Source organism: Paenibacillus luteus (assembly GCF_006542765.1).
In the GTDB taxonomy this organism is placed as follows: domain Bacteria; phylum Bacillota; class Bacilli; order Paenibacillales; family Paenibacillaceae; genus Pristimantibacillus; species Pristimantibacillus luteus.
Genome location: NZ_SKCD01000012.1, coordinates 82706 through 108582, shown reverse-complemented (window position 1 = coordinate 108582; position 25877 = coordinate 82706). Strand labels below are relative to the sequence as shown.

Sequence of the window (25877 nt, the reverse complement as noted above, 5' to 3'; positions counted from 1 at the left end):
AGGAGAAGCGAGTGAACGATATGCTTAAGCTGCTGCTGCAGCATAAGATTGTTGCAATTTTACGGGGAATTGAGGATAAGGATGCAGATGCTGCGGCACAAGCATTGATCGATGGCGGCATTCATATGATGGAAATTACGATGAATACGAACGGCGCAGCGGCCATGATTGAGGGCTGGCGCACAAAGTTTGGCGGCAAAGCCGCCGTTGGAGCGGGAACGGTTACCGATGTAGCGCTTGCGGAGCAGGCGGTTGCTGCAGGTGCGCAATACCTTATTTCCCCCAACTTGGATGAGGAGGTCATTGCGTTTGGCCGCGAGCGGGGCCTATCGGTATGGCCGGGCGTGATGACGCCTACAGAAATCGTCAAAGCCTGGAAGGCAGGCGCGGATGCCGTTAAGATTTTTCCAATGGGAACGCTTGGTATCGGTTATTTGCAGGAAATACGGGGGCCGTTAAACGAGATCCCGATGATTGCCACAGGCGGGGTGGACTTGCATAACATCGCCGATTATTTTAAAGCAGGGGCGAATGCGGTCGGTATGGGCAGCAAGCTGGTCAATATGCAGTGGGTACGGGAAGGCAGATTTGATCTGATCACGGAGAGGGCGCGGCAGTTCACGGAAGCTGTGCGGTCTCTGTAGCGTAAGGAGGGCTAACTTTGAAGGCTACACTCGGAGGCGTCGTGGGCTTCATCATTATTGGTGCTTTACTGGCATGGCTTGTCTGGCAAATGGGAGTGCGCAGTCAGAGGCCGCGTAAGCTGCCGAACCTTGATGCACCTGATGTATCAACGGAGTGGGGTCCTGTAACCTTTATGAGCCATGGCTCCAAGGTAGAAGGCTGGCTGCTGCAGCCAGCTGCGCATGCGGAATCTAAGGAAGGCAAGCTGCCAATTATCGTAATCGCGCATGGCTGGGGTTCAAACCGCACAAGAGTGCTTCGCTACGCGCACTCGCTGTATCAGGCTGGTTTTGCCGTATTTATGTATGATGCCCGGAGCCACGGAGATAGTGATTCCATCCATGCGCCTTCTGCGCTGATGTTCCGGGATGATGTCATGGTAGCCGTGGAGGTGGCAAGGCATCTGCCGGGAATAGATGCTCAGCGAATCGCTGTGCTGGGGCATTCCTTAGGGGGGTTCGGCGCATTGCTTGCGCTTGAGAGCGGGATGGACGTGAAGGCTGTCGTCACGGATTCGATGCCCGTTCACTTTGAGACGATGCTGAAGTCGGAGCTGCGCCGGAAAAAATTGCCGGTGTTTCCGCTTGCTTATGTTATACCGATGATATGGCTCATTCGTTCAGGCATTTCACGCGCCCAGTTTAAGGCAGCCAACATTCCGTTAATACTAGAGAAGTACGCGGGTCGCGCTGAAGCTGGTCTAACACCGGTCCTGATGGTCCATTCAAATGGTGATGAATTCATTAGTGTGAAAGAGCTTAGAGAGCTGAAGGAGCAATTGCCTGAGGGAATCATCGATACGCTGTTCGTATCAACCAGTGGACATAGCACTTCGGAGCAGGAGCCTGCTTTCTGGGAACGAGTCATCCCTTTCTTGCAGGAGCAGGTCGTAAACGCAGTAGGCAAAAAGGAAGCCTGCGGCACGAGGCTGCAGGCAACAAGAGAGAATATATAATAAAGGGGGGTCATGAATTTATTATATAAGCATAAGATGAAACCAAGATGAGAGAAATATTACAGTTTCATTACATAGCTAAAAAGTTCGTCAAGGAGGTTCGAATGCATAGAATAGTTTCCAAGCTGATGATGGTTGCCATAATTATCGTTGCTGCATTCTTTCTGGACATGAAGCTGGATCTGTTTCCCGCTGCGGCGGAATCGGAAGAGGTGGCTGCTGTGGAAGAGGCAAATAAGCTGGAGCGTCTTGAGGATGAAATCGCCAAGCAGCTTCAGGCGAGAACGGAGCGTTTCTCTTTAACCTATACAGGGGACAAGCAGGAGCTGTCAGATCAATTGACGGATGTCATTCGCGCTGCTCTTGGGCATGATGATTACACAGCCTATATCCTTGAATCCTATATCTATACCATTCGAAGCTGGGGAAACAAGTCGACGATCGCCCTTGAGGCTAGATACCGGGAAACACTGGAGCAGACTGCTGTTGTAGACCGCGAGGTTTCGAAGGCGCTGCACGCGATCATTGAACCCGGAATGAATGATCATGAGAAAATAAAAGCGATTCATGATTGGATTATCGGTCATGTGGAATACGATCAGGGTTTGACCCGATATACGGCTTATGATGCTGTAGCTTTAGGTGAGGCCGTATGCCAGGGGTATGCGCTTCTGGGTTACAAGATGCTGAAGGAAGCTGGAATTACGGTCATGATTGCTGAGGGCACGGTAAATACAGGCGAGCATGCTTGGAATATGGTGAAGCTGGACGGGGTCTGGTATCATCTGGATCTTACATGGGATGATCCTGTGGGAACAAAAGCTCCGGAAAAAGAGGCATCATCTGGAAAGTCAGTCACATCGAAAGAGAGCTCCATTCGCTATAATTATTATTTAAGGACGGATGAAGAGCTTCGGGCGGATCACCAGTGGACGAAGAGCTATCCAGCGGCAGCCGTTTCCTATGCGGATACGATACGGGAGCTTGAGCAGCAGGGCCAGGAGACGGAGCGAAGCCGGTTCAGCAAGCTGAAGCTGGCGCTTGGCTTGCATTTTCTAGACCCAGAGTATACCGTTTCCAGCACAAAACAGCTTCAAGAGGTCATTCAATCCGCGCTTGCTGCCCGCACTGCCAGTCTGGAATTCAGATATGAGCAGGGGGACCAGTTTCCGGCAGCGCTGAAGGCCGCTTTCAAGAATATTAATATGTCGGTCGGTTATCGTGCAAGCTACGAGCCTTATCCGGCCGATAACTCGCTCATCGTGCGTATTCAGCTCGAATACGCGCGATGACTGGAGCTTTAATCGTATGACCAAGAGGTGCATCGCTGCGCCTCTTTTTTGTTGTGCTGTGTAATGTCTGCCAGATCCGGTTGCAGAGAATTACTGCTCGTTTTTGCGAGCGGCAGTCATTTGCTGCCATACGGAACCTGCGGCTTCCTCGCCGCGTTCAATGCGCTCAAGCGCCATTTGGGCTTGCAGCTGAATCTCAAATTCACTATCCTTGGCGGCTTCACGCAGCGCGTCGATCGCGGACTCGTCGCCGGCCTCATACAGGAAGCGGGCTGCACGCCAGCGGACAAGCTTGTTTTTGTCACCGAGCGAATCGATCATTGGACCGACCGCAGCGGGATCGCCAAGATCGGATAACGTGTCGCCGGCCGTCCGTCTAACGGACGTTGAGGAGTCACGCAGCGCAATGAACAGATAGGGCAGCGCTTCTGGTGAACGAAGGTCGCCCAAATAGATAACGGCCAACCGGCGAATCGACGTATTCTCGTCGCTGATCGCCTTGGCAAGAAGCGGCAAGCCTTCAGCCGTAGAAACGTAGCGCTCGAGTGCTGCATAGCGGACCTGCCATTCCGGCGAATCGAATTGTTCCAGCGCTTCTTCCAGCGTCAGCGGAGCTGGCCGGACAACGGCAGGGGCAGAACCTTCTTCCGAGCCTGAATTGCCTAGCGCAATAGAAGCCTGCACTAGTGCTTCCAGCCGTTCTGCCGTATAAGAGGCCTCTAGCTCTCTTACGATTTCGGCAGCGATCTCCTCAGGCTCTCCATAACGGACGCCAAACTCTTCCAGCATCCGCTCCCGAATCATGCCTGAGCCGGCAGCCTTGCTGACAGACTCGGCGAACTGCGGCGGCAGCGCAGAGCGTACCTCACTGTCTCCCATACGGACGCGGACCTGCATCGGAATGCCGCGATACATCTGGACAAGCACCAGAGCTTCTCCGTAGCTAGTGGAGTGTCCATTGCTATCTGCGTCTTGGTCTTTTTCGTCCTTCTGCAGCAGTTGGCCTGCCGCTGCCAGAATAGCTGCCCAATCAGCGCCAGCCTTGCGGTCAAGCGCAATAAAGTCAGCGGTACGGAACAAGCTGCGCACGCCGTTAATTTGCAAGAGCTGCCCGAGCAGCTCAGGCGCTTCGCCAGCCTCGCTTGCTTTATAGGTAAGCCGGCGTCCGCGCGGCAGCATTTCATCCACGTTGAGTTTCATGGAATTTGGACTCGGTGTCGGTTCTATTGAAATTAGTTTCATGAGGAAACCTCCTGGAAATAGTATGTCCTGTACATTTTTTTGTCGCAGTACTGTAACAAAAGCTGCGTCGAAAGCGTAGTCTTATGTGTAAAACTGTATAGATAAGTGTAACTTATTTCATGGCAGGATGCGAACAAGGAAGCGACAAACGCCTAACATTGCATACAGCCGCAGTGGCGGCAATGGCATCAGTGGGGAAGTTTACGAATAAATAACAGATTTGCAATGGACGCTTTATGCTTGGTATCTTAATAACTAACAGATCATGGCGAGGGAGGGATGAACGGTTGAAGTTAAAACGTTTTGCAAATATTGATCCTATCGAGCAGCATACTTCATTGAAGCAATTCAAAAGATGGCGTCAAGAACGCATTCGTAGGCTGAAATTAAAGGATTATTCATTCACCGTTCCGAATGTCGAGCCTGACATCGCATATTTGGAGGACAATAGGAAACAGCCTTCCATTACATGGGTAGGCCATTCCACCTTCTTTATTCAACTCGGCGGCTTGAACATTATCACTGATCCGGTATGGTCGACGCAGATGGCCTTGCAAAAAAGACTGGCTCCGCCGGGAATTAAAGTGGAGGATGTTCCGCCTGTTGACGTTGTGCTCATTTCCCATTCCCATTACGACCACTTAAATATAAACTCGCTGCGCAAACTCATTGGGACCAGGCAACTGCTTGTACCGGCGGGACTTGGCACGAAGCTTCGGAAAAAAGGCTTTATTCACATTAAAGAGCTTCATTGGTGGGAATCGGTGATGATCCACGGCGTTAAATTTACGTTCGTGCCTTCACAGCATTCTACCCGCCGAAGCCCTTGGGATACGAACAGCTCCCATTGGGGCGGCTTTGTTATCGAGCGTCCGGCCACTAAAACAGGTAAGGTTGTAAGCCGGCCGGAAGGCAAAGCGAAGGCTAAAGCTTCTGACAAAGGAGCGGCTGAAGCGGAGTCAAGAGCGCAAATTGCCAGTGCAGCCGAGCCGCTTGCAACCCGAACGACGTCTTTTTTTAATGAGCTTGGTGCAGCGGAGCGTCCGATTCTGTCGGAATCGCCAACCATTTATTTTGCTGGAGACAGCGGCTACTTTCAAGGCTTCAAAGAAATTGGCAAGCGATTCCCTGTCGAGGTTGCCCTTCTTCCTATTGGAGCGTACGAGCCGGAATGGTTCATGGGACCGCAGCATATTACGCCTGAGCAAGCCTTGCAAGCGTTCGACGATCTGGACGCGAAATGGTTCGTTCCCATGCACTATGGCGCCTTCAAGCTGGCGGATGACACGCCGCGCGAAGCGCTGGATCGGTTGGATGCGGAGCGCATGAAACGGTGCATCGCGGACAAACGGATCATTGTTTTGCCGCACGGGGAGACATGGCGCTTGTCCGGTAAATGACAAACAAGAACAAGAGCGTGCCAAATGCGCACAATGACGGCGATAGATGAAAAGGGTATACTGGAATTATCTGTTTTACGTAGCGGGGCTTGCCAGCGCAAACCTTAGCCTAATCTTACGAAGAGAGGTTTGCTTGCCGCAAACCTTCAGGAGGAGAACGAAATGAGTCATGCAACTATACGCCTAGGTATCATTGGGGCGGGAGCGATCGGCAGTATACACATGCAGACGTTCAAAAAGGTGGAAGGCATTGATGTCGTTGCCGTTACCGACACGTACCTTCCCCTTGCGGAGCAGCGTGCAGCGGAATTTGGCATCGAGACGGTTCATGCAAGTCCGCAATCGCTGCTTGAGGACGCTTCTATTGATGCCGTTGTTATCGGCGTGCCGAACAACTTTCATGCAGGACTGGCGATCGAAGCGCTAAAGCAAGGCAAGCATGTTCTCTTGGAGAAGCCGATGGCTATCCATTCCGAAGCCGCTCGCGAGATCGTGGAGGAAGTGGAGAAATCCGGCAAAATATTAATGATGTCGCATCAAATGCGCTGGACGGGACTAAGCCGAGCGCTTAAGCAGCATGTTGACAATGGAGATGTCGGCCATGTCTATAATGCCAAAGCGGGCTGGTTCCGGAAGAAGGGCATACCTGGCTGGGGATCATGGTTTACCCGCAAGGACCAATCCGGCGGCGGACCGTTGATTGATATCGGCGTTCATATGCTGGATCTCTCGCTTTACCTCATGGGCAACCCAAAACCCGTGTCCGTGTACGGTTCCACCTATGCTGAATTCGGACCGAACCGCCAAGGCATCGGAAACTGGGGCACGCCAAATTGGGACGGGTATTATGACGTAGAGGATCTGGCTTCGGCTTTAATCAAGCTGGACAACGGCGCAACGTTGTCGCTTGAAGTCAGCTGGGCAGCCCACGCAGCATTTTTGTCGGAGGAGCCGTTCATTCACTTGATGGGAACACAAGGCGGCGTAGGCATTGTCGGAAACTATGGGAAATACGTGACCCATTCGGAGAGCGGTATTGCCGAGAGCGATATTACGCCGCTTGAGGGCGATGAGGAACGCATTCTGATGAGCCAGCATTTCGTCGAGTGCATTCGCGAGAACAAGCAGCCGATTACATCCGCGCTTTCGGGATACACCAACAATCGTATTTTGGATGCGATTTATGAATCCTCCCGAACCGGAAATGAAGTCAAATTGAAATGGGATTAAGCAGTTAACGCCCGGCACAAACTTGATTTTAAATACGCAAGCCTCCTCTTAGGTGATGACTTTCTGTTATTCACTTTGAGGAGGCTTTTTTTGCGGGCAGACAGGAGGTTTTCGGAATAAAAAAAACAATCGTGCTGCTGCTTTTGGCCAGTTTGGCTTTCGTTCAATATGTCAGAACCAGTTCTTCCGACCAAAATCCGTATCTTGTGACCGATTACAGCCGCCTTCATCCCGTGAAGGTTGAGCGTGTCCTGCAGGGAGAGGCTGAGGCGCAGCTTATCGGGCTTGTAAGGGATGCCAAGACGAAGGGATTAAAGCTGTCAATTGCAGGACAACGGCATAGCCAAGGCGGACATACCTATTACAAGGATGCGATTGTCGTCGATATGACGAGCTATAACCAGGTTTTATCGGTTGATCCGCAGGCGAAACGGATTGTCGTACAGGCGGGTGCTACATGGGAGGATGTACAGAAGGCGGTGAATCCTTACGGGTTGTCTGTCAAAACGATGCAGTCGCTCAATGTGTTTACGATCGGCGGTTCTATTAGCATTAATGCGCATGGCCGAGATATCCGCAACGGTTCGTTGATTAAAAGTGTGGAATCCTTCCGGCTGCTTACCGCAGAAGGCGACATAATTCAGGTCAGCCGTTCAGAAAATGCAGAGCTGTTTCCTTTAGTCCTTGGCGGGTATGGGCTGTTCGGCATTATTTTGGACGTTACGCTGGTATTGACCGAGGATGAAGTATACCGTGAATCTACCGTATTGATGAATTTGGATGAGTACAGCCATTATTTTCAAAATGAAGTGCTGCCTAATCCGGACATCCGCCTTCATATCGCCCGTATCTCCGTTGCGGAAGACAGTTATTTCAAGGAAGCCTTCTCCAAAAATTATACGGTAGATCGGTCGCTGAAGCTGTCAGACCACAATAAGCTAAAAAGCAATGACAATTGGGTAGCGCCGGGGAAGCTGCTATTTAACATCAACCGTTCAACGGACTGGGGCAAAAATGCACAGTGGAATTTGCAAAAGCAATTTTTCGTCGAGCAGTCCGAGAAAATCGTCAGCCGCAACAATGCGATGCGCGCCGCATCGGAGTTTATGGAATACAGCCAGCCGGGCGCAAACGATTTGCTGCAGGAATATTTTATTCCGCTGCCTCAGTTTGACGCATTTGTACAGCGCCTAGGAGCTATTGTCAAAGAAGAGGATATGAACCTGCTTAATATTACGATTCGTTATGTGAATAAGGACGAGGAAGCAGCCCTGTCCTACGCGAAGCAGGATATGCTGGCGTTAGTCTGCTTGTTCCATGCGCCGCTGTCCAAAGCGGGCCAGCAGCGGATGAAGCAGGGCGTAGAGCGGATCATCGATGAGGTCATTGTCTCAGAAGGGTCTTATTATTTGCCCTACATCGCTTATCCGTCGCTGGAGCAGTTCCGCAACGTTTATCCGGGGTATGAGCATTTTTTCGCCAAGAAAAAGGAATACGACCCGGATGAGCTTTTTATGAATTATTTTTATGAGCAATATGGTGGTTAGGGGGCTGCATATGAACTTGAAATGGCTTATTCGCTCGCAAAGCATCATGACTTTGGCGGCAGGCATGATCTATCCTTATTATCTTTTGTTTCTCAAAAATCTCGGAAACAGCTTCTCCAAATACGGTCTGGCCTTTGCAGTATTTACGATAAGCTCTGCGGCGGTGTCGCAATGGCTTGCGCCTAGGCTGGATAAGCACGGGGTGAGCATGATGATTGTAAGTTCGCTTGGCATGATGGGGGCGATGCTCGTATTTCCATGGACCTCATCCTATAGCTGGGTGCTAGTTTTGCAGCTTCTGATGGGAACCTGCAATGCGATGCAGCGGATGAGTGAGCGTGTGCTGCTCGCCGATTATACCGAGCCCGGGTCCAGAGGTGCTGGAATCGGGTCCTATCATTTTTGGACGTCGGTCGCTTCGGGTTTTGCGGTTATTTTAGGCGGTTTTTTAATAGACTGGCTAACAATTAATATTTTGTTTTATTTGAGCGCCCTGCTGTATGGCACAAGCGCTTGGACAATTTGGCGAACGAACAGGCCAGTGGGCTCGAGGGCAAAAGAGGGTTCGGTTTCCGAGCATAATGTGCTATAATAGTTCGATATAAACTGATTTTGTAGTGAAGGACGGGATTAAACGAATGATTAGCACAAGTGGCATAACGCTCCGTTACGGGAAGCGGGCGCTTTTCGAAGATGTAAGCATTAAGTTCACACCAGGCAACTGTTATGGCTTGATCGGCGCTAACGGCGCAGGTAAATCGACCTTTTTGAAAATATTATCCGGTGAAGTGGAGCAATCCCACGGAGAAGTGCATATTACACCGGGTGAGCGGCTAGCTGTTCTCAATCAGAACCATTATGAATACGATGAGTCCGTTGTACTTGAGACGGTCATGATGGGCCACAAGCGTCTTTATGAAGTGATGAAGGAGAAGGACACTTTGTATGCCAAAGCGGACTTCACTGACGAGGATGGCATGCGCGCTGGCGAGCTTGAAGCTGAGTTTGCGGACATGAACGGCTGGGAAGCAGAGTCGGAAGCGGCTGAGATGCTGAACGGCCTTGGCATCACGCCTGATCTGCATGACAAGAAGATGGCAGAGCTTGGCGGCAACGAGAAGGTTCGCGTATTGCTGGCACAAGCTTTATTCGGCGCTCCGAACATTTTGCTGCTCGATGAGCCTACCAACCACTTGGACATTGAGTCCATCCGCTGGCTGGAAGATTTCCTTGCGGATTATCAAGGCACGGTTGTCGTAGTCAGCCATGACCGGCACTTCCTGAACACGGTTTGTACGCATATCGCGGATATTGACTTCGGCAAAATCCAAATGTATGTCGGTAACTATGACTTCTGGTACGAATCCAGCCAGCTTGCATTGCAGTTGATGCGTGGAGAGAACAAGAAGAAGGAAGACAAGATTAAAGAGCTTCAAGCTTTCATTCAGCGCTTCAGTGCTAACAAATCCAAAGCGAAGCAAGCGACTTCCAGACAGAAGCTGCTTGAGAAAATCTCGCTTGACGATATTCGTCCGTCGAACCGTAAATACCCGTTCATTCTCTTCAAGGGCGAACGCGAAGCAGGCAAACAATTGCTGCTGGTTGACGGCTTGACGAAATCGATTGATGGCGAGAAAATTATTGACAATCTGACGATCGCACTCAACAAAGGCGACAAGGTTGCTTTTGTGGGTCCAAACAGCCTTCCGAAAACACTGTTGTTTCAATTGCTGGTTGGTGAAGTTGAAGCAGACGCAGGCAGCTATTCATGGGGCGTTACGACGTCGCAGGCTTATTTCCCGAAAGACAACTCGCCTTATTTTGATGGCATTGATTTGAATTTGGTGGAATGGCTTCGTCAATATTCGAAGGACCCGGATGAGACGTTCATTCGCGGCTTCTTGGGCCGTATGCTCTTCTCGGGCGACGATGCGATGAAGAAAGCAAGCGTATTGTCAGGCGGCGAGAAGGTTCGCTGCATGCTCTCCAAGATGATGCTGGAAGGCGCTAACGTTTTTGTTCTCGACGAGCCGACGAATCACTTGGATCTCGAATCCATTACGGCACTCAATAACGGCTTGACGGACACTGATTGTACGGTACTATTCACCTCGCATGACCATCAGTTCGTTCAAACGATTGCGAACCGTATCGTAGAAATTACGCCGAACGGCGTAATCGACCGGATGATGACTTATGACGAGTACCTTGAGAGCGCAGAAGTCAAAGCGCTTCGCGAGCGTATGTACGCGGTATAATCCGCCTTTTTAGCGAGCGTCGACAGCAGGTAGCCCTTGCTTGTCGGCGCTTTTTTTGCGTGCGGAAATGCGCGACTAGCAGCTGAGCGTGTAGCGATTGCCAGCGGGCCATTGAGTCCGCGACTAGGAGGATCATAACCAGGGCCACGGACAAGCAGCCGAAATTATGGGTTGCATATGGCTGGAAAAGAGGCTATACTATCGTTGAAAAGGTTTTCTGAAAACCTTTTCAGTAAGCCCTTACAAAAAAACGAAGCATAATAAATCTATTTCATGTACAATCATTTTCATTCATCAAGAAAGGCGTGCAATCATGAAATCGACTATACGCGATGTAGCAAAATACGCAAACGTATCCATCAGCACGGTATCTCGTGTCATGAATGCGCCGGACACCGTAGTGGAAGAGAAGCGAACGAAGGTGCTCGAAGCCATCGAGGCGCTTCAGTATCAGCCTAATGGTTTCGCAAGAGGACTGATTTACAAAAAATCCGATACGCTTGGCGTCATGATACCGGATATTGAAAATCCGTATTATGCAGGGCTGATTCGCGGGATGCAGGATGCTGCGGTTATGCTAAACCATAGCTTAATGATTTGCAATACGGATCGCGATAAGCAGAGGACAATCGCCTACGTGCAGAGCTTTTTTGAGAAGCAGGTAGACGGCATTATTTTTACGAGTGATTCCTTGCATGAAGAATATTACGAGGAAATGCAGCGCTATCGCCTGCCATTTGTGCTTGCTTCAACGAATGCGCCTGAATACGATATTCCGTCCGTTGACATTGATGATGTTCAAGGTGCCTATGACGCGGTAAGACATCTTCTTGATGCAGGCCACCGTAAAATTGGAATGATCGGCTTTCCGCTAGGAGAGACGATCTCTGGTGAGCCGCGGTACAGCGGATTTAAGCAGGCGCTTCAGCAATTCGGGCTTTCGGAATATGAACAATGCATTGAATTTGCCGAGCATCGTTTTGAGCATGCATTTGAAGCAGCTAAGCGGCTGATGCACCGCTGTCCGGATTTAACGGCCATTTTTGCAGCATCGGATGAATTTGCAATGGGTGCCATTTCGTATTTGCGCGAACAAGGGAAAGGCGTACCTGAGCATGTATCCGTAATAGGCTTTGACAATATTCGCATGGCGCAAATGTTTATCCCAAAGCTGACCACGATCGACCAGCCTACTTACGATATTGGATACCGCTCCGTGCTCAAGCTGCATGAGTTAATTACTTCGGGCAAGGTTGCTGTGCTTCGGGAGAAGCTGCCTCATCATCTGATCGTGAGGGAATCTACCCGCGAAATATAAATAGAAGCGTTAAAATGTTAAGCCTCGCTCATCGCGGGAAAGCGCCTTTAGACAATCGAGCATGTAATGAGAACTCGAATAAAGGCTTGCTTTCAGGTGTTTTGAAAAGCTTTTCAGAATGGGATGTAAGCGCAAACGATTGGTTGGCTGCTTTTTTTGGGCTAGTTCGGGCATAAAAATAGCCAACAATGGCATTTTAAGGAGGTGATGTCCTAAGTCGTGAGTTGATTGTCATTGAGGTTTCAAAAGGGTCCAGCATGTGTAAGGTAATTACTGAATTACTTAAATATGAAAGGATGAGGTCTGTGTACACTAGAAAAACAAAAAAAGCATTGACTGCCTTTATTATGTCCGTAGCATTCGCGACAACGATTACAGCTTGCGGAGGAAACAACAATACCAATACGCCAACCAACAAGCCATCGGAGAAACCAACGGAAACGGCGGAGGGCGGGAACAATTCAGCGACAGGGGACGGAGCTCTTGCACAAGCGTTAAACGGTGATTTTAAAGGTAAAAAAGTAACGATGTTTGGTCCTTTTACGGATGCGGATGAAGTGAAGTTTACTGAAAGCATTAAAGCTTTTGAAGAGAAAACGGGAATTGATATTGCCTATGAGGGGTCGAAGGAATTCGAAGCGACGATCTCTGTGCGTGTAAACGGCAACAACGCGCCGGATATCGCAGATTTTCCACAGCCAGGCTTGCTGAAGGGATTCGTTAACGCAGGTAAAGTGGTTGATGTGAAATCATTCCTTAGTGATGAGTATTTGAAAAAGCAATACAATCAAAGCTGGCTTGACATGGCGACGATGCCAGGCGCTAGCGGCGATGTAATGGCTGGCATATGGGCTCGCAGCAGCGTGAAGAGCTTGGTTTGGTACAACAAAAAAGCTTTTGCGGAAGCAGGCTATACGGTTCCTAAGACATGGACGGAGCTTATGGCTTTGACGGATCAGATTGCGAAGGACGGCGATCCAGCTTGGAGCATCGGTATCGAAAGCGGCACGGCAACGGGTTGGCCGGCAACAGACTGGATGGAGGACATCATGCTTCGCACAACTACGCCAGAAAATTATGATAAATGGCTGACAGGCGAGCTTCCTTTTACAGATCCTGTTGTTAAAAATGCTGCCGAAAAAATGGCTGAAATTTGGTTTAACGAGGATTACGTTTACGGCGGCCGCAAATCGATCGCTACGACATCGTTTGGAGACGCGGTTAAGCCGCTCTTCGATAACCCGCCAAAAGCATGGCTGCACCGTCAAGCCGGCTTTATTACCAGCTTCTTCCCTGAAGGCTTGACTGCGGATGATTATGATTGGTTCCCGCTACCAGCTATTGATGAGCAATATGGCCAGCCAGCACTGATCTCCGGTGATATTTATGCGATGTTTAACGATCGTCCTGAGGTTCGTGCTGTACTTGAGTTTTTCACAACAGGCGAATCGCTAAAAACGTGGATTCAAACGGGTGGCGTAACAGCGCCTATGAATGATGCGGACCCTTCTTGGTATCCGAATGACCAAGAGCGCAGAATGGCTGAATTCGTAAGCACGGCGGATACGATTCGTTTTGACGGATCTGACTTGATGCCAGGTGCAGTAGGTGCCGGCACATTCTGGAAAGGCATGACAGATTGGGTAAGCGGAACAGTTGATCTTGATACGGCCCTGAAAGAAATTCAAAAAGGCTTTAAATAATACTTAACAAATCTTGAGGATAATGGAGGGGCTTCCAACAACGAGGCGAAGCCCCTCAAGCCTCTTGGAAGATGTAAGCTTATGCTTACGAAGTCAGGTTTGCTTCACAAACCTAAGCTTATGCTTACGAAGTCAGGTTTGCTTCACAAACCTAAGCTTATGCTTACGAAGTCAGGTTTGCTTCACAAACCTAAGCTTATGCTTACGAAGTCAGGTTTGCTTCACAAACCTTGGAGGAGGATTCATATGGAGCTTCAAGCTAGGAAGGGCAATGCTCTGCGTCTACTGTTGATATCCGTGCTCGTGCCAGCTCTGAATATTGCCGTACACTGGGCCATCTTATTATTTTTTCGCGAATCCAGTCTCCATCCCGTCATGAATGCAGTGCTGGCTGTAATCTGGGGAGCGCTCGGCATTTATTCCATCTACTACTCATTCAACTGGGCAGTCGAGCAATACCCGGATCAATGGAAGCGCAGAATATTGCCCTTTGTATTTGTTGGACCTGCAGTTCTGCTGTTAGGCTGGCTGCTCGTTTTCCCAACGCTCCGGACTTTATATTTAAGCTTTTTTGATGCAGGCTCAGTCCATTTTGTCGGCTTAGCCAACTACGCTGCCGTATTTACGGACCGGCTGCTGGTGATGGCGCTTCGCAATAACTTGCTTTGGGTATTTTTTGGCACCTTGGCTTGCGTGAGTTTAGGCCTTCTCATCGCGATTCTGGCAGACCGCAGCAGCTTTGAGAAGCTTGCTAAAGGCCTGATCTTTATGCCGATGGCGATTTCATTCGTAGCGGCAGGCGTCATCTGGAAGTTCATCTATTATTACCAACCAGGCAATGAGCAGATCGGTCTGCTCAATGCGATCGTCGTCAAATTCGGGGGAGAGCCGCAAGCGTGGCTCAGTATGATTCAACCCTGGAACAACCTCTTCCTGATTGCGATCCTTATCTGGATGCAAACGGGCTTTGCAATGGTTATCTTTTCGGCTGCGATTAAGAGCATCCCTGAGGATATGCTTGAGGCTGCCAGAATGGATGGCGCGGGCGAGGTTCGGATATTCTTTAAAATCATGATTCCTTATATTGCCGGAACGCTGCTTTCGGTAACGACGACGATCATCGTATTCACGCTCAAAATTTTCGACGTGGTCATGATCATGACTGGCGGGCAATATGAGACGGATGTGGTAGCTACCCAGTTCTACCGGCAGCTCTTTATGTACCAAAATGCAGGCTACGGCTCCACGCTTGCTATCGTGCTGCTAATTGCGGTTATTCCGGTCATTATATTCAACCTGCGCCAGTTCCGGAGAGAGGGGGGCTTCTAAGATGAGCAAAAACAAAAAGCTGCGCAAGTCCAAATGGCTCGTGAATACGGTGCTTGCGGTCATCTGTCTCATATGGACAATTCCGACGCTTGGACTGCTCGTGTCCTCGTTCCGGCCTGCCGCAGATATTTTGGCAACGGGCTGGTGGAACATTTTGCCGCATCGCGATTGGCAAACCTCAGAGCAGCTTCAATTGCCGAAAGATACCGATCTTCGTGAACCCATTCAAGTGAATGGGGTGACGTTTACGGATGATCAGTTGCGATCTGGCGTAGAGCAAGATGGGAAACGAATTATTTGGGAAAATCGGCGGGCTAAACTTCTGAATGTACAGGAGAAGGAATGGACGGTTATTTCTCATTTTACCACCCAGAACTATGAGACTGTGCTTGGCGGCAAAACCTATTCCATCACCATGCCTGACGGCACGACCAAAACAGAAAAGGGCAGCGGCATGTCGCGTTCCTTCTGGAATACGATTGCAGTTACGATACCGGCAACGGTTATCCCGATCTTCATCGCTTCCTTTGCTGCGTATGCTTTTGCTTGGCTTCGTTTTCCGGGGCGAAAGACGCTATTTGTCATCGTCATTGCTTTGCTTGTCGTCCCGATGCAGGTAGCGCTTATTCCCATTTTACGGGACTATACGTCGCTTGGGCTTAACGGCACATACTTTGGCATATGGCTCGCACATACGGCCTTTGGTTTACCGTTAATCACTTATTTCATGTATACCTCCATCAGCCAATTGCCGAAGGATTTGTTCGAATCGGCGTTTATGGATGGGGCAACAAATTTTACTATTTTCAGCAAGCTGATCCTCCCTTTGTCGGTACCGGCGCTTGCTTCAATCAGCATATTTCAATTTTTATGGGTATGGAACGACTATCTGGTTTCGCTCATCTTCCTCGGCAGCCAGCCGGAAGTACAGGTATTGTCAATGAACATTGCGAATATGGTCGGCTCCAGAGGCAATGACTGGCATTTGCTGACTGCCGCCGCATTTGTTTCCATGCTGATGCCTTTGACCGTATTCTTCGCTCTGCAAAAATATTTCGTACGCGGGATGCTTGGCGGATCGATTAAGGGCTGACTATGGTGTAACAATGCTAGGCAAAGTGGCGCAGCGTTTGGACCTCATGTCCGGCGCGCGCCATTTTGGTTATGAAAATAAAAATGATAGAGATATAGGAGTGAGGGTTATGGAGATTAAACCAGCGTGGTGGAAGGAATCGGTTGTTTACCAGGTTTATTGGCGGAGCTTTTGTGATACGAACGGAGACGGTATAGGGGACTTGCAGGGTATGATAGCCAAGCTTGATTATATTCAGTCCTTAGGCGTCACGATGGTGTGGATTAATCCGTTTAATGAATCGCCGGACAAGGATAATGGTTATGACGTATCCGATTATTATGCCGTGATGCCAAAAGCCGGTACGATGGAAGACTTTGAACGGTTGGTTGTGGAGACGCATGCGCGGGGCATGAAGCTAATGATGGACGTCGTCGTTAACCATACATCCGATCGTCATCCCTGGTTTATCGAGTCACGCTCATCGTACGACAATCCGAAACGGGATTGGTATATTTGGCGGGATGGCACGGAGAGGGAATCTGGGGAAATTGGAACGGATAAGGAGCCGCCTACCAATTGGCGGTCTTACTTTAATCCGTCATGCTGGGAGCTGGATGAGGCTACGGGGCAATATTATATGCATTCGTTTGCCACAGAGCAGCCTGACTTGAACTGGGCCAATCCGGAACTGCGAATGGAAATCTATGCGATGCTGCGTTTTTGGCTGGACAAGGGAGTGGATGGGCTAAGGCTTGATGCGCTTGCACTGCTTGCCAAACCGGAAACCTTCACGGATGTGGATGACCCGCGGGAGATTAAGTATTTGACGCATAATGCTGGGCTTCATGATTATTTGCAGGAAATGAACCGTGAGGTTTTCCGCCATTATGATATGATGACCGTTGGTGAGATTGCATTTGCAACGCCGGAAACGGGTCCTTTGTTTGTGGATGAGGAACGTGCGGAGCTGAATACGCTGTTTCATTTTGAAGTTGCGGATGAGATGCCGGAATGGGATATGCAACGCTTTAAAAAAATTCAAAGGGAATGGGCGGAAGCGCTGGCCGGACGCGGCTTTGGTTCGCAATTCCTTAATAATCATGATCATACGAGACAAGTGTCGCGCTACGGAAATGATCAGGAATTCCGCGTGGAGTCTGCCAAGCTGCTTGCGACGATGATTCATACGCTGCCAGGCATTCCTTATATTTATCAAGGCGAAGAAATTGGAATGACTGGGGTTAGGTACGAAACGATCGGCGATTATAATGACATCGCAATGCTGAACAAGTACGTGGAGGAAGTCGGGAAGGGCAAGGACCCTGCGGCGGTTTTTCGTGCTCTTCAACCGCTCAGCCGGGATAATTCCCGAACACCCATGCAGTGGGATACTACTCTTCATGCGGGCTTCAGCGATGCCAAACCATGGATTAAGGTGAACCCTAATTATGTGGAAATCAATGTGGAGCAGGCGGAGAAGGACTCCCATTCCGTACTTGCGTTTTACCGAGAGCTGATTGGGCTGCGCAAAAGCAATCCGGTTATGGTCTATGGAGATTTTACCGATATTAGCGGAGATGATCCATACCTTTACGGATACGCAAGAGAGCATGATGGCACGGAATGGATCGTATTGCTCAATCATAGCGAGGAAGCAAGGACATTTGCGTTATCTAACCACTGTTTGGGCAGCGACACTCTTCAGCTTGCCCTGGTGTTGGGCAATTACGCAGAAACCGATCCCGAATGGGAAATGGAGGAGCGCAGTATTGCGCTTAGGCCTTATGAAGCTCGCATTTATGAAGTATTGTCTTGAAAATGTATCGTTGGTGAGTAAGCAGCATCAAACGTATCGATAGTTTGTGGCTTTGCAGCCGACTCCGTATCCGAGTCGGTTGTTTTATATTGTGCCAAGTGTGAGGCTTACGGGGACGCAACGATCACAAACGAACAGGATTATGCTATAATCGTGCAATAAGAAGTGAATCTAAGAAGTGGAGTATACAGCCTATGTTTGCAATAGAGAGGCTTGGAAAAATCAAAGAAATCTTATTGAAGCAAAAACGAGTAGACGTTTATGAGCTTAGTGAGCTGTTCTCCGTAACGGAGGTGACCATTCGGCGTGATCTTGACAAGCTGGAGCAGGCTGGATTTCTAGTGAAAATTTATGGCGGAGCTGTGCTGAACGAGGAGTCGGAGCCCGATGCGTTGAGCCCTGCTAGCGAGAATGACGCCTATTTGGAGCAGAAACGGATGATTGGAAAAATCGCTGGCCAAATGATTGAGAACGGCGATGCGATCTATTTGAGTCCTGGTACGACCTGCCTTGAAATTGCCCGCAATCTGAAAAATAAACGGGTCACAGTCGTAACGAACGATATGGCGATCGGCTTTGCGCTTAAGGATAGCGCAGGCATTAAAGTGATTGTCACAGGTGGTGATTTGATGCCTTCCACCTCAACGCTTGTGGGCGGTTTTGCGCAGCAGGCGCTTGACGGTATTTTTATTAACAAAGCTTTTATCGGCATAAAGGGTGCCCATATGGACGCAGGTTATACAGTCGGCAGCCATGAAGAAGTAATGGTCATCCATAGCGTAAAGAAAATTTCGAATGAGGTTATCGTAGTTGCTGACTACTCCAAGTTTAATACGACGGGTTTTGCGAGGCTAGGCGATTTGAACATGACCAAAAAAGTTATAACGAATAAGCAGGTTCCTTCCGACTACAAGAAACTATATTTCGAGAATGCAGTTAAGCTGTACACCACGTTTGAGCTGGAATAAAGAGAGAAGAGGAGGGGCGCGGTCTTGGGTCATTTCTTAGAAATGCGAAAAATTTCCAAGCGATTTAATGACAATATGGTGCTGAGCGAAGTTGACTTTGCGGCGGACAAAGCTCAGGTTCATGCCATAATTGGAGAAAACGGTGCCGGCAAGTCGACGCTGATGAAAATATTGTCTGGCCTGTTCTTGCCTGATTCCGGTGAGATCTGGATGGACGGCGAGCCGATCTCTATTCAAAATCCGAAGCAGGCGCAGGAGCATGGCATCGCGATGATTTATCAAGAAATTCGGTTATTTCCAGACTTGAATATAGCGGAAAACGTGTTTATGAGGCGTGAGCCGCTGCGCACCATGAGGTGGCCTCGCCTCATTGATTGGGACCAGGCTTATAGAGAAACTGAGAAGCTGCTTCAGTATTTGGGTCTGCCGTTACACGCTCGGGCCATTGTGAAAACGCTAACAATTGCGCAGCAGAAGTTTGTGGAAATGATTAAAGCGTTGTCTCATGACGCCAAAATCATCATCATGGATGAGCCTACGGCTGCTTTAACGGAGCAAGAGATCGAGCTTCTTTTTAAAGTAATCAAGGATGTCAAAAAATTAGGTGTTTCCATTATCTATATTTCTCATCGCATTGAGGAAATTCAGCAAATTGCCGATAAGGTAACGGTTCTTCGCGATGGTGAGGTCACACAGAGTGCGCTATCGTCCGAGCTGGACATGACAGCGCTGATTCAGGCGATGGTCGGAAGGCAATTGGAGGACCGCTACCCAAAACTGAAGGTAAAGCATGGGAAAGAGGCACTCCGGGTTGAGAAGCTTGGGTTTAATGGGCGAATCAGGAACATCAGCTTAGAGGTGAAAAAGGGGGAAATCCTTGGTATTACTGGACTGAGCGGATCAGGCAGAAGAACGCTGGCGAAGGTGCTGTTTGGCATTCATGGCCCCTACGAAGGGGAGATTCATATGAACGGCAAAGCATTTAAAGCGATGTCCCCCCATATTGCAAAGTCTCATGGGCTTTGTTATGTTACGGGCATTACCTCGGAAGAGGGACTGATCATGAATGCTTCCATCTCTGAAAACATCGTGCTCCCTAATTTGGACCGGGTCTCACATGCAGGATTCTTATCGACCGGTAGAGAGAGTGAATATGCGAGGGACTTGATCGATCGGCTGGAGATTTCCGCAGATGAGAAAGAAATCGTTCAAAGCTTAAGCGGAGGCAAGCAGAAGAAGGTCATACTGGCCAAATGGCTGTTTGCCAGCGCGAAAGTGCTCATTATGGAAGAGCCTACCGCGGGGATCGATATCGCATCGAAGCTGGATATTTATAATATTATGAATGAGCTTGTGCTATCAGGGGCTTCGATCATTATGATCTCATCGGATTTGCCGGAAATCATGGGGATGTCAGACCGTATTGCGGTTATGTACAACGGACAAATTCGGAAGACATTTCTGAAGGAAGAAGCAACGCAGGCCGGAATTCTTTATTTTGCCTCGGGAGGCAAGGATACATAAACTAGCTAAAATATCTAAGAACCTCTGTTCCGCATGCTAAGCGGTTAGAGGTTCTTTTTAGTATTGAGGGTTGCGAAAGTTAGCTGAAAAATATTTTTGGATAAAGAAGGAATTTACTTTCCTGTAACGAAATTAATAACAATGAACATGAATGAACATAAAACAAAACAAAAGATCATAATAGTTAATGACGAAGAAAATGCTGGCAAATCCCTTTTGCGAAGAGGAGACAAAGAATGGCTGATTTTGTTTTAGAGTTGAAAGCGATTACAAAGACGTTTCCTGGCGTAAAAGCACTTGATAACGTTCAATTTCAGTTGAAACCCGGTGAAATCCATGCGTTGATGGGCGAGAACGGTGCCGGCAAGTCAACCTTTATTAAAGTGATTACAGGCGTTCATCCGCCAAATGGGGGGGAGATGCTCCTTGGTGGCACTCGCGTCGATTTTAAGAACCCGAATGAAGCCAAGCGGGCAGGCATTGCAGCCATCTATCAGCATGTGACGTGTTACCCGGACCTCAGTGTGACTGAGAATATATTTATGGGCCATGAGAAAATTCATCATGGTACGAAACGTATCCGTTGGCATGCGATGCATGAGGAAGCACAACGGCTGCTAACGGAGCTAGGGGCTGGTTTTGACCCCAAGTCACAGATGGGGGCGCTTAGCGTAGCCGAGCAGCAGATTGTTGAAATCGCAAAGGCGCTGTCGATGGACGCGAAGGTCATTATTATGGACGAACCGACAGCAGCGTTAACGAAGCGCGAGAGCGAGGAGCTTTACCGGATTGCAGAACAGCTAAGGGATCAAGGGAAATCGATTATTTTTATTTCACATCGCTTTGAGGATATGTATCGTCTGGCCAGTCGTGTGACGGTGTTTCGGGATTCTAAATATATCGGTACTTGGGAAGTAGATGAAATTACGAATAATGATCTGATTGTTGCGATGGTGGGCAGAGAGATCACACAGCTGTTTCCAAAGAACGTGCCACGGATCGGCGAAGAGCTGTTAAGGGCGGAAGGCCTTGGACGAACAGGATATTTTGCAGACATCTCATTCAAGCTGCATCGCGGTGAAATCGTAGGTTTCACAGGACTTGTGGGGGCTGGCCGGACAGAAGTCTTTCAAACCATATTCGGGATTACGGCTTATGACCGAGGTGAGTTGTATCTTAAAGGGGAAAAGGTGGCGATTAAAGACCCGCTGGAGGCGATGAAGCTGGGTATAGGCTATCTTCCGGAGGATCGCCAGAAGCAGGGATTGGTGCTGGACTGGGAGATTGGCCAGAACATCACGCTGCCGACACTTGACCGGTTTGTAACCAAGGGGGCGCTCGATACGGACAAAGAGGCTGCGGTTGCGAAGACGCTCGCGGAAAAGCTGAACGTGAAGGCGAAAAGCATCTTCGATCTGGTTAGTTCGCTGTCGGGCGGCAATCAGCAGAAAGTTGTATTTGCCAAACTGCTCACCGCCGATTTGGATATTCTTATTCTCGATGAGCCAACGAAGGGCGTAGATGTAGGAGCCAAATCGGCAATCTATGACATCATCCGCGGGCTTGCCGATCAAGGCTATGGCATTATTATGGTTTCTTCCGAAATGCCGGAGATGCTTGGCATGTGCGACCGTATTACAGTCATGCGAGAGGGGCGGATTACTGCCTTGCTTGAACGGGCGGAAGCGACGCAGGAAGCGATTTTGAAAGCCTCTATGGCAAGCGGTGGTGCTTCCGGATGATGCCAAGCGGCACGAAAGTCAAAGAGGTGGGGACTACGATGGAAACGACAATAGTAGAGCGCAAGAAGCAAACGTTTAGCGGGAGTGTGGCAAGGTTTAGGGAGCTTGGGCTTCTGGGGTTCATTCTTGTGCTGTGCACGCTTGTACAGCTGCGCAATCCAAGCTTTCTAACGCTTGAAAATGTGAATGACCTCATGACGAATACGGCTATCTTAAGTATCTTGGCTGTCGGCATGATGCTCGTCATCGTTACGCGTGGCATTGATTTGTCAATAGGAGCAACACTGGCGTTATCTGGGATGATAGCTGCCCTCACCGTGAGTAAGTTTCCGGAGCTTCATCCGCTGCTCGCCATCGTGATTGGAACAGCAGTAGGGCTTGCTTGCGGGATTGTACTTGGGTTTCTGGTATCTAGGTTCGGTATTCTGCCAATCATCGCAACGCTGGGCATGATGAATGTTTTCCGCGGACTTACCTTTATGGCGAGCGGCGGAAAGTGGGTAAGCGCGCATCAGATGCCCGGTAGCTTCAAATCGATAGCGACCGGATCGATCCTTGGCGTGAATACTTTAATTTTTATAGCCATCGTAACCTATATCGTTTTTTATTATTTCATTAGCCATACAAGAACCGGCAGGCAAATTTATGCGGTAGGCAGCAATCCGGAGTCGGCGAAAATAAGCGGCATCAACAACGAAAAGATTTTGTGGCTGGTATATTCCATTATGGGTGGCTTATCAGGGTTAGCCGGCGTACTGTGGGTATCCAAGTTCGCCTCTGCTCAGGGCGACACGGCGATGGGCTACGAGCTGAGCGTCATCGCGGCTTGTGTGCTGGGCGGGGTGAGCATAGCTGGAGGATCAGGGAAAATATCAGGCATCATTCTTGGTTCCATTTTGCTCGGGATCCTCAACAACGCACTGCCGCTCATTAATGTCTCTCCATTCTGGCAGACAGGAATTCAAGGCTCCATTATTCTCGTCGCTGTCATCATTAACGCTTTGGTCAAACGAGGCGTGGATCGCAATAATCTCATGAGGAGGAAGATATAAGCCATGGAGCAGCGCATTGTAACGAATCGACGACCTTTTTCCTGGAAAAGCTTCCTGCTTCAATGGGAATGGATGCTCGTCCTTATCTTTATTGGCATCAATATTATGAATATGAGTTTATCCGAATATTATTGGAGCTTTGACAGCTTGCGCGATGCTACGATGACCTTTCTGGATAAAGCATTTATCGTTTTGCCGATGGTGCTTATTATCATCCTTGGCGATATTGATATATCGGTAGCGTCCATTGTTGCCCTAGCTTCGGTTATCATGGCCGATCTTTACACGATGGGCGTTCCGATGCCGCTTGCCATGCTTATTTGTTTGGCGGTGGGCACTTTGTGCGGCTTCGTAAACGGCTTGCTTATCGTGAAGTTTAAGGAACTGTCGGCCGTTATTGTTACGCTGTCTACGATGATTATCTATCGCGGGATCGCCTATATTATTTTGGAAGATCAGGCAGCTGGTAAATTTCCTGATTGGTTTAGCTTTCTCGGCTGGGGTTATGTTGGCCCGGTTCCTTTTATACTGATCGTATTCGCCGTATTTGCGGCTGCGTTCATTTTGCTGCTCCATAAAACGACGTTCGGCAGGCGGGTGTATGCCATGGGCAATAACATAACAGCTAGCCGTTTTTCTGGAGTGCAAGTGGACAAAATCAAGCTGATCGTCTTTACGCTGGCAGGCTTTATGGCTGCCGTAACGGCGCTGTTTCTGACCTCGCGAATGGGGAGCACAAGACCCAACGTAGCGACAGGCTACGAGTTGGACGTAATCGCCATGGTCGTGCTTGGCGGCATTAGCACAGCTGGCGGGAAAGGGAAAATGATCGGCGCGATTTTAGCCGTATTTCTCATCGGATTTCTTCGCTACGGCCTGGGGCTTGTGAATGTGCCAGCGCAAATGCTGCTCATTATTTTGGGCTTGCTGCTTATCGTTGCGGTCATGATTCCGAAGATCAAGCTAGGAAAGCAAGGACGTATTTGAATGCTTAGTTAATGACTCACGCTGCATCACGACGTATACGTCGTTTTGTATAGATTAACCTAGTGGCCTAAAAAAGGGAGGAACAACAAATGAAGAAGTGGTTATCCGTTTGTTTGTCAGTCGCACTTATGATTACTGTTTTGGCAGCATGCTCAGGAAATGAGAAGGAACCGGCGAAAGAAGGGGGCAGCAAGAAATTTGCGATTGTCTTTAAAAATACGGGAAATCCTTACGGGGAGAAGGAGATGGAAGGCTTCAAGCTGGCGGTTGAGGAACTTGGCCATGAAGCGATATTGAAAGCGCCAGATCAACCGACTGCTGAAGCGCAAATACAAATGATCGAAGAGCTGATTTCGCAGAAGGTAGCCGTAATCGCCATGGTCGGCAATGACCCGGATGCACTGCAGCCGGCACTCAAAAAAGCGATGGACCAAGGCATTAAGGTCATATCGCTGGACTCGGCGGTCAATGCCCAAAGTCGCCTCGTTCATATCAATCAAGCAGATCCGGAACGGATCGGACGCGTGCAGGTACAAGCATTGTCGGAGATGATTGGCGGGAAAGGCCAAATCGCGGTTCTGAGCGCAACGTCCCAGGCGACCAACCAAAATACATGGATCGAATGGATGAAGAAAGAGCTTGAGGACCCTAAATATGCGGATATCGAGCTTGTAAAGGTCGCTTATGGCGATGATCTTCGCGACAAAAGCGTGTCAGAGACAGAGGCCTTGCTCAAATCTTATCCCGACTTAAAAGGCATTATTGCCCCGACTACGGTAGGGATTGCTGCCGCAGGTAAAGTATTGACAGACAAAGGGCTGAAAGGCAAAGTGCATTTGACGGGACTTGGCCTTCCAAGCGAAATGGCTGAATACATTGAAAGCGGTGTCAGCGAATGGATGTATCTATGGAATCCGGTGGATGTCGGCTATCTGGCAGGTTTTGCAGCGGATGCGCTCGTCAAAGGCACGATTACGGGCAAGGTTGGCGATAAATTTGAAGCGGGACGTCTTGGCGCTAAGGAAGTCATTGCTGACGGCGATGGCACGCAAATTATGCTGGGCGACCCATTCAAATTCGATTCGGCCAACATTGGAGAATGGAAGGCGGTATATTAAATGATCGGCAGCAATAAATTTGCTTGGACTTGGACAATTCAAGAAGAATGCTTGGATGAGTACGTACGCATGCATGGCGAGCCTTGGCAGGAAGTAATGGAGGAGCACAGTAAGGCGGGTATCCGCAATTATTCCATCTTTCAAAATGGTCTCCAGTTTTTCTACTGCTTCGAATGTGATGATGTTGAGGCGGCCTTTGCCTATATCGCAGAGAGCGAGGCATGCGGACGATGGAATGCCATCACATCTAAGATGGTGCAGGGCTCCTTTGACTTTCAGGAAGCGGAGCCAATCAAGCCGTTAAAGGAAATCTTTTTCTTAAAATAAGACGCCATTTTAGCGGTAAAGACGGAATTCGTTTCTCAAAACCGAATCCGTCTTTTTAGATAATAGTAGGAAGTATATCAATTCGCTATCCCTTCTCTATATTTCTCGGATTGAAACACGCTGCGCCGCCAGAGGGCGGCGACAGCCGTTTCACCTTGTTTGAATTGATCTTGAAAGTTTATATGCAGAACAGAGGAATGTTGCCTCCATGCATAAAAGCGCGCACCTGGTAAACACTGTTTCTCTAGACCCACACGGAATGGATCGGGTATGATACCGATAAGTTCATTGTTAAACTTGAGAATACATA

The 25877-nt window shown here is 49.1% G+C and carries 22 protein-coding genes; 21 read left to right on the top strand and 1 reads right to left on the bottom strand.

What is annotated here, in order from left to right:
- Positions 1–11 precede the first annotated feature (11 nt).
- The 3 genes from E0496_RS11910 to E0496_RS11900 all read left to right on the top strand — a co-directional run bounded on the left by E0496_RS11910 (position 12) and on the right by E0496_RS11900 (position 2931).
- Complete coding sequence (locus E0496_RS11910) at positions 12–644, top strand: bifunctional 4-hydroxy-2-oxoglutarate aldolase/2-dehydro-3-deoxy-phosphogluconate aldolase (RefSeq protein ID WP_141501911.1); 633 nt, start codon at positions 12–14, stop codon at positions 642–644.
- Between the two features lie 17 nt (positions 645–661).
- Positions 662–1639: an alpha/beta hydrolase gene (locus E0496_RS11905; RefSeq protein ID WP_141501910.1), complete on the top strand. Its 978-nt coding sequence runs from the start codon at positions 662–664 to the stop codon at positions 1637–1639.
- Positions 1640–1743: 104 nt separating this feature from the next.
- A complete protein-coding gene (locus tag E0496_RS11900; RefSeq protein ID WP_161601387.1) occupies positions 1744–2931 on the top strand; it encodes a transglutaminase domain-containing protein in 1188 nt (395 codons plus the stop codon).
- Between the two features lie 90 nt (positions 2932–3021).
- On the opposite strand, the gene E0496_RS11895 is transcribed toward E0496_RS11900, so the two are convergent.
- Positions 3022–4173 (bottom strand): virulence factor, encoded by a 1152-nt coding sequence (locus E0496_RS11895; RefSeq protein WP_141501908.1) that lies wholly within the window; start codon positions 4171–4173, stop codon positions 3022–3024.
- A 287-nt stretch (positions 4174–4460) separates the two neighbouring features.
- Between E0496_RS11895 and E0496_RS11890 the strand changes: the two genes are divergently transcribed.
- The 18 genes from E0496_RS11890 to E0496_RS11810 all read left to right on the top strand — a co-directional run bounded on the left by E0496_RS11890 (position 4461) and on the right by E0496_RS11810 (position 25567).
- The gene (locus E0496_RS11890) at positions 4461–5573 is read left to right on the top strand and encodes an MBL fold metallo-hydrolase (RefSeq protein ID WP_241674737.1); all 1113 of its coding nucleotides are present in this window, start codon (positions 4461–4463) and stop codon (positions 5571–5573) included.
- Between the two features lie 162 nt (positions 5574–5735).
- Positions 5736–6803: a Gfo/Idh/MocA family protein gene (locus E0496_RS11885; RefSeq protein ID WP_141501906.1), complete on the top strand. Its 1068-nt coding sequence runs from the start codon at positions 5736–5738 to the stop codon at positions 6801–6803.
- 131 nt (positions 6804–6934) lie between these two features.
- Positions 6935–8350: an FAD-binding oxidoreductase gene (locus E0496_RS11880; protein ID WP_241674736.1), complete on the top strand. Its 1416-nt coding sequence runs from the start codon at positions 6935–6937 to the stop codon at positions 8348–8350.
- Between the two features lie 10 nt (positions 8351–8360).
- Entirely contained in the window at positions 8361–8942 is a 582-nt protein-coding gene (locus E0496_RS11875; RefSeq protein WP_141501904.1) for an MFS transporter, read from the top strand.
- 46 nt (positions 8943–8988) lie between these two features.
- Positions 8989–10608 carry an ABC-F family ATP-binding cassette domain-containing protein gene (locus tag E0496_RS11870; protein WP_141501903.1) on the top strand — a complete coding sequence of 540 codons (1620 nt, stop codon included), beginning with the start codon at positions 8989–8991 and terminating at the stop codon, positions 10606–10608.
- A 313-nt stretch (positions 10609–10921) separates the two neighbouring features.
- Positions 10922–11926 carry a LacI family DNA-binding transcriptional regulator gene (locus E0496_RS11865; RefSeq protein WP_141501902.1) on the top strand — a complete coding sequence of 335 codons (1005 nt, stop codon included), beginning with the start codon at positions 10922–10924 and terminating at the stop codon, positions 11924–11926.
- A gap of 305 nt (positions 11927–12231) precedes the next feature.
- A complete protein-coding gene (locus E0496_RS11860; RefSeq protein ID WP_421923718.1) occupies positions 12232–13629 on the top strand; it encodes an ABC transporter substrate-binding protein in 1398 nt (465 codons plus the stop codon).
- 246 nt (positions 13630–13875) lie between these two features.
- Entirely contained in the window at positions 13876–14958 is a 1083-nt protein-coding gene (locus E0496_RS11855; protein WP_141501901.1) for a carbohydrate ABC transporter permease, read from the top strand.
- Position 14959: 1 nt separating this feature from the next.
- A complete protein-coding gene (locus E0496_RS11850) occupies positions 14960–16051 on the top strand; it encodes a carbohydrate ABC transporter permease (protein ID WP_141501900.1) in 1092 nt (363 codons plus the stop codon).
- Between the two features lie 115 nt (positions 16052–16166).
- Positions 16167–17849 carry a glycoside hydrolase family 13 protein gene (locus E0496_RS11845; RefSeq protein WP_141501946.1) on the top strand — a complete coding sequence of 561 codons (1683 nt, stop codon included), beginning with the start codon at positions 16167–16169 and terminating at the stop codon, positions 17847–17849.
- A 194-nt stretch (positions 17850–18043) separates the two neighbouring features.
- Positions 18044–18817: a DeoR/GlpR family DNA-binding transcription regulator gene (locus E0496_RS11840; protein ID WP_141501899.1), complete on the top strand. Its 774-nt coding sequence runs from the start codon at positions 18044–18046 to the stop codon at positions 18815–18817.
- 42 nt (positions 18818–18859) lie between these two features.
- Positions 18860–20341, top strand: a complete 1482-nt coding sequence (locus tag E0496_RS11835) for a sugar ABC transporter ATP-binding protein (protein ID WP_241674735.1) — start codon at positions 18860–18862, stop codon at positions 20339–20341.
- A 96-nt stretch (positions 20342–20437) separates the two neighbouring features.
- Positions 20438–20596, top strand: coding sequence for a hypothetical protein (locus E0496_RS36145; protein ID WP_206669754.1), 159 nt, complete (start codon positions 20438–20440; stop codon positions 20594–20596).
- Complete coding sequence (locus tag E0496_RS11830) at positions 20578–22083, top strand: sugar ABC transporter ATP-binding protein (protein WP_141501897.1); 1506 nt, start codon at positions 20578–20580, stop codon at positions 22081–22083. Before E0496_RS36145 ends, E0496_RS11830 begins: the two co-directional genes overlap by 19 nt.
- Positions 22084–22121: 38 nt before the next feature.
- Positions 22122–23135, top strand: coding sequence for an ABC transporter permease (locus E0496_RS11825; protein WP_175598048.1), 1014 nt, complete (start codon positions 22122–22124; stop codon positions 23133–23135).
- A 3-nt stretch (positions 23136–23138) separates the two neighbouring features.
- A complete protein-coding gene (locus E0496_RS11820) occupies positions 23139–24122 on the top strand; it encodes an ABC transporter permease (RefSeq protein WP_141501895.1) in 984 nt (327 codons plus the stop codon).
- Between the two features lie 89 nt (positions 24123–24211).
- Positions 24212–25240 (top strand): rhamnose ABC transporter substrate-binding protein, encoded by a 1029-nt coding sequence (rhaS, locus tag E0496_RS11815; RefSeq protein WP_141501894.1) that lies wholly within the window; start codon positions 24212–24214, stop codon positions 25238–25240.
- Positions 25241–25567: an L-rhamnose mutarotase gene (locus E0496_RS11810; RefSeq protein ID WP_141501893.1), complete on the top strand. Its 327-nt coding sequence runs from the start codon at positions 25241–25243 to the stop codon at positions 25565–25567.
- The last annotated feature ends 310 nt before the right edge of the window (positions 25568–25877 follow it).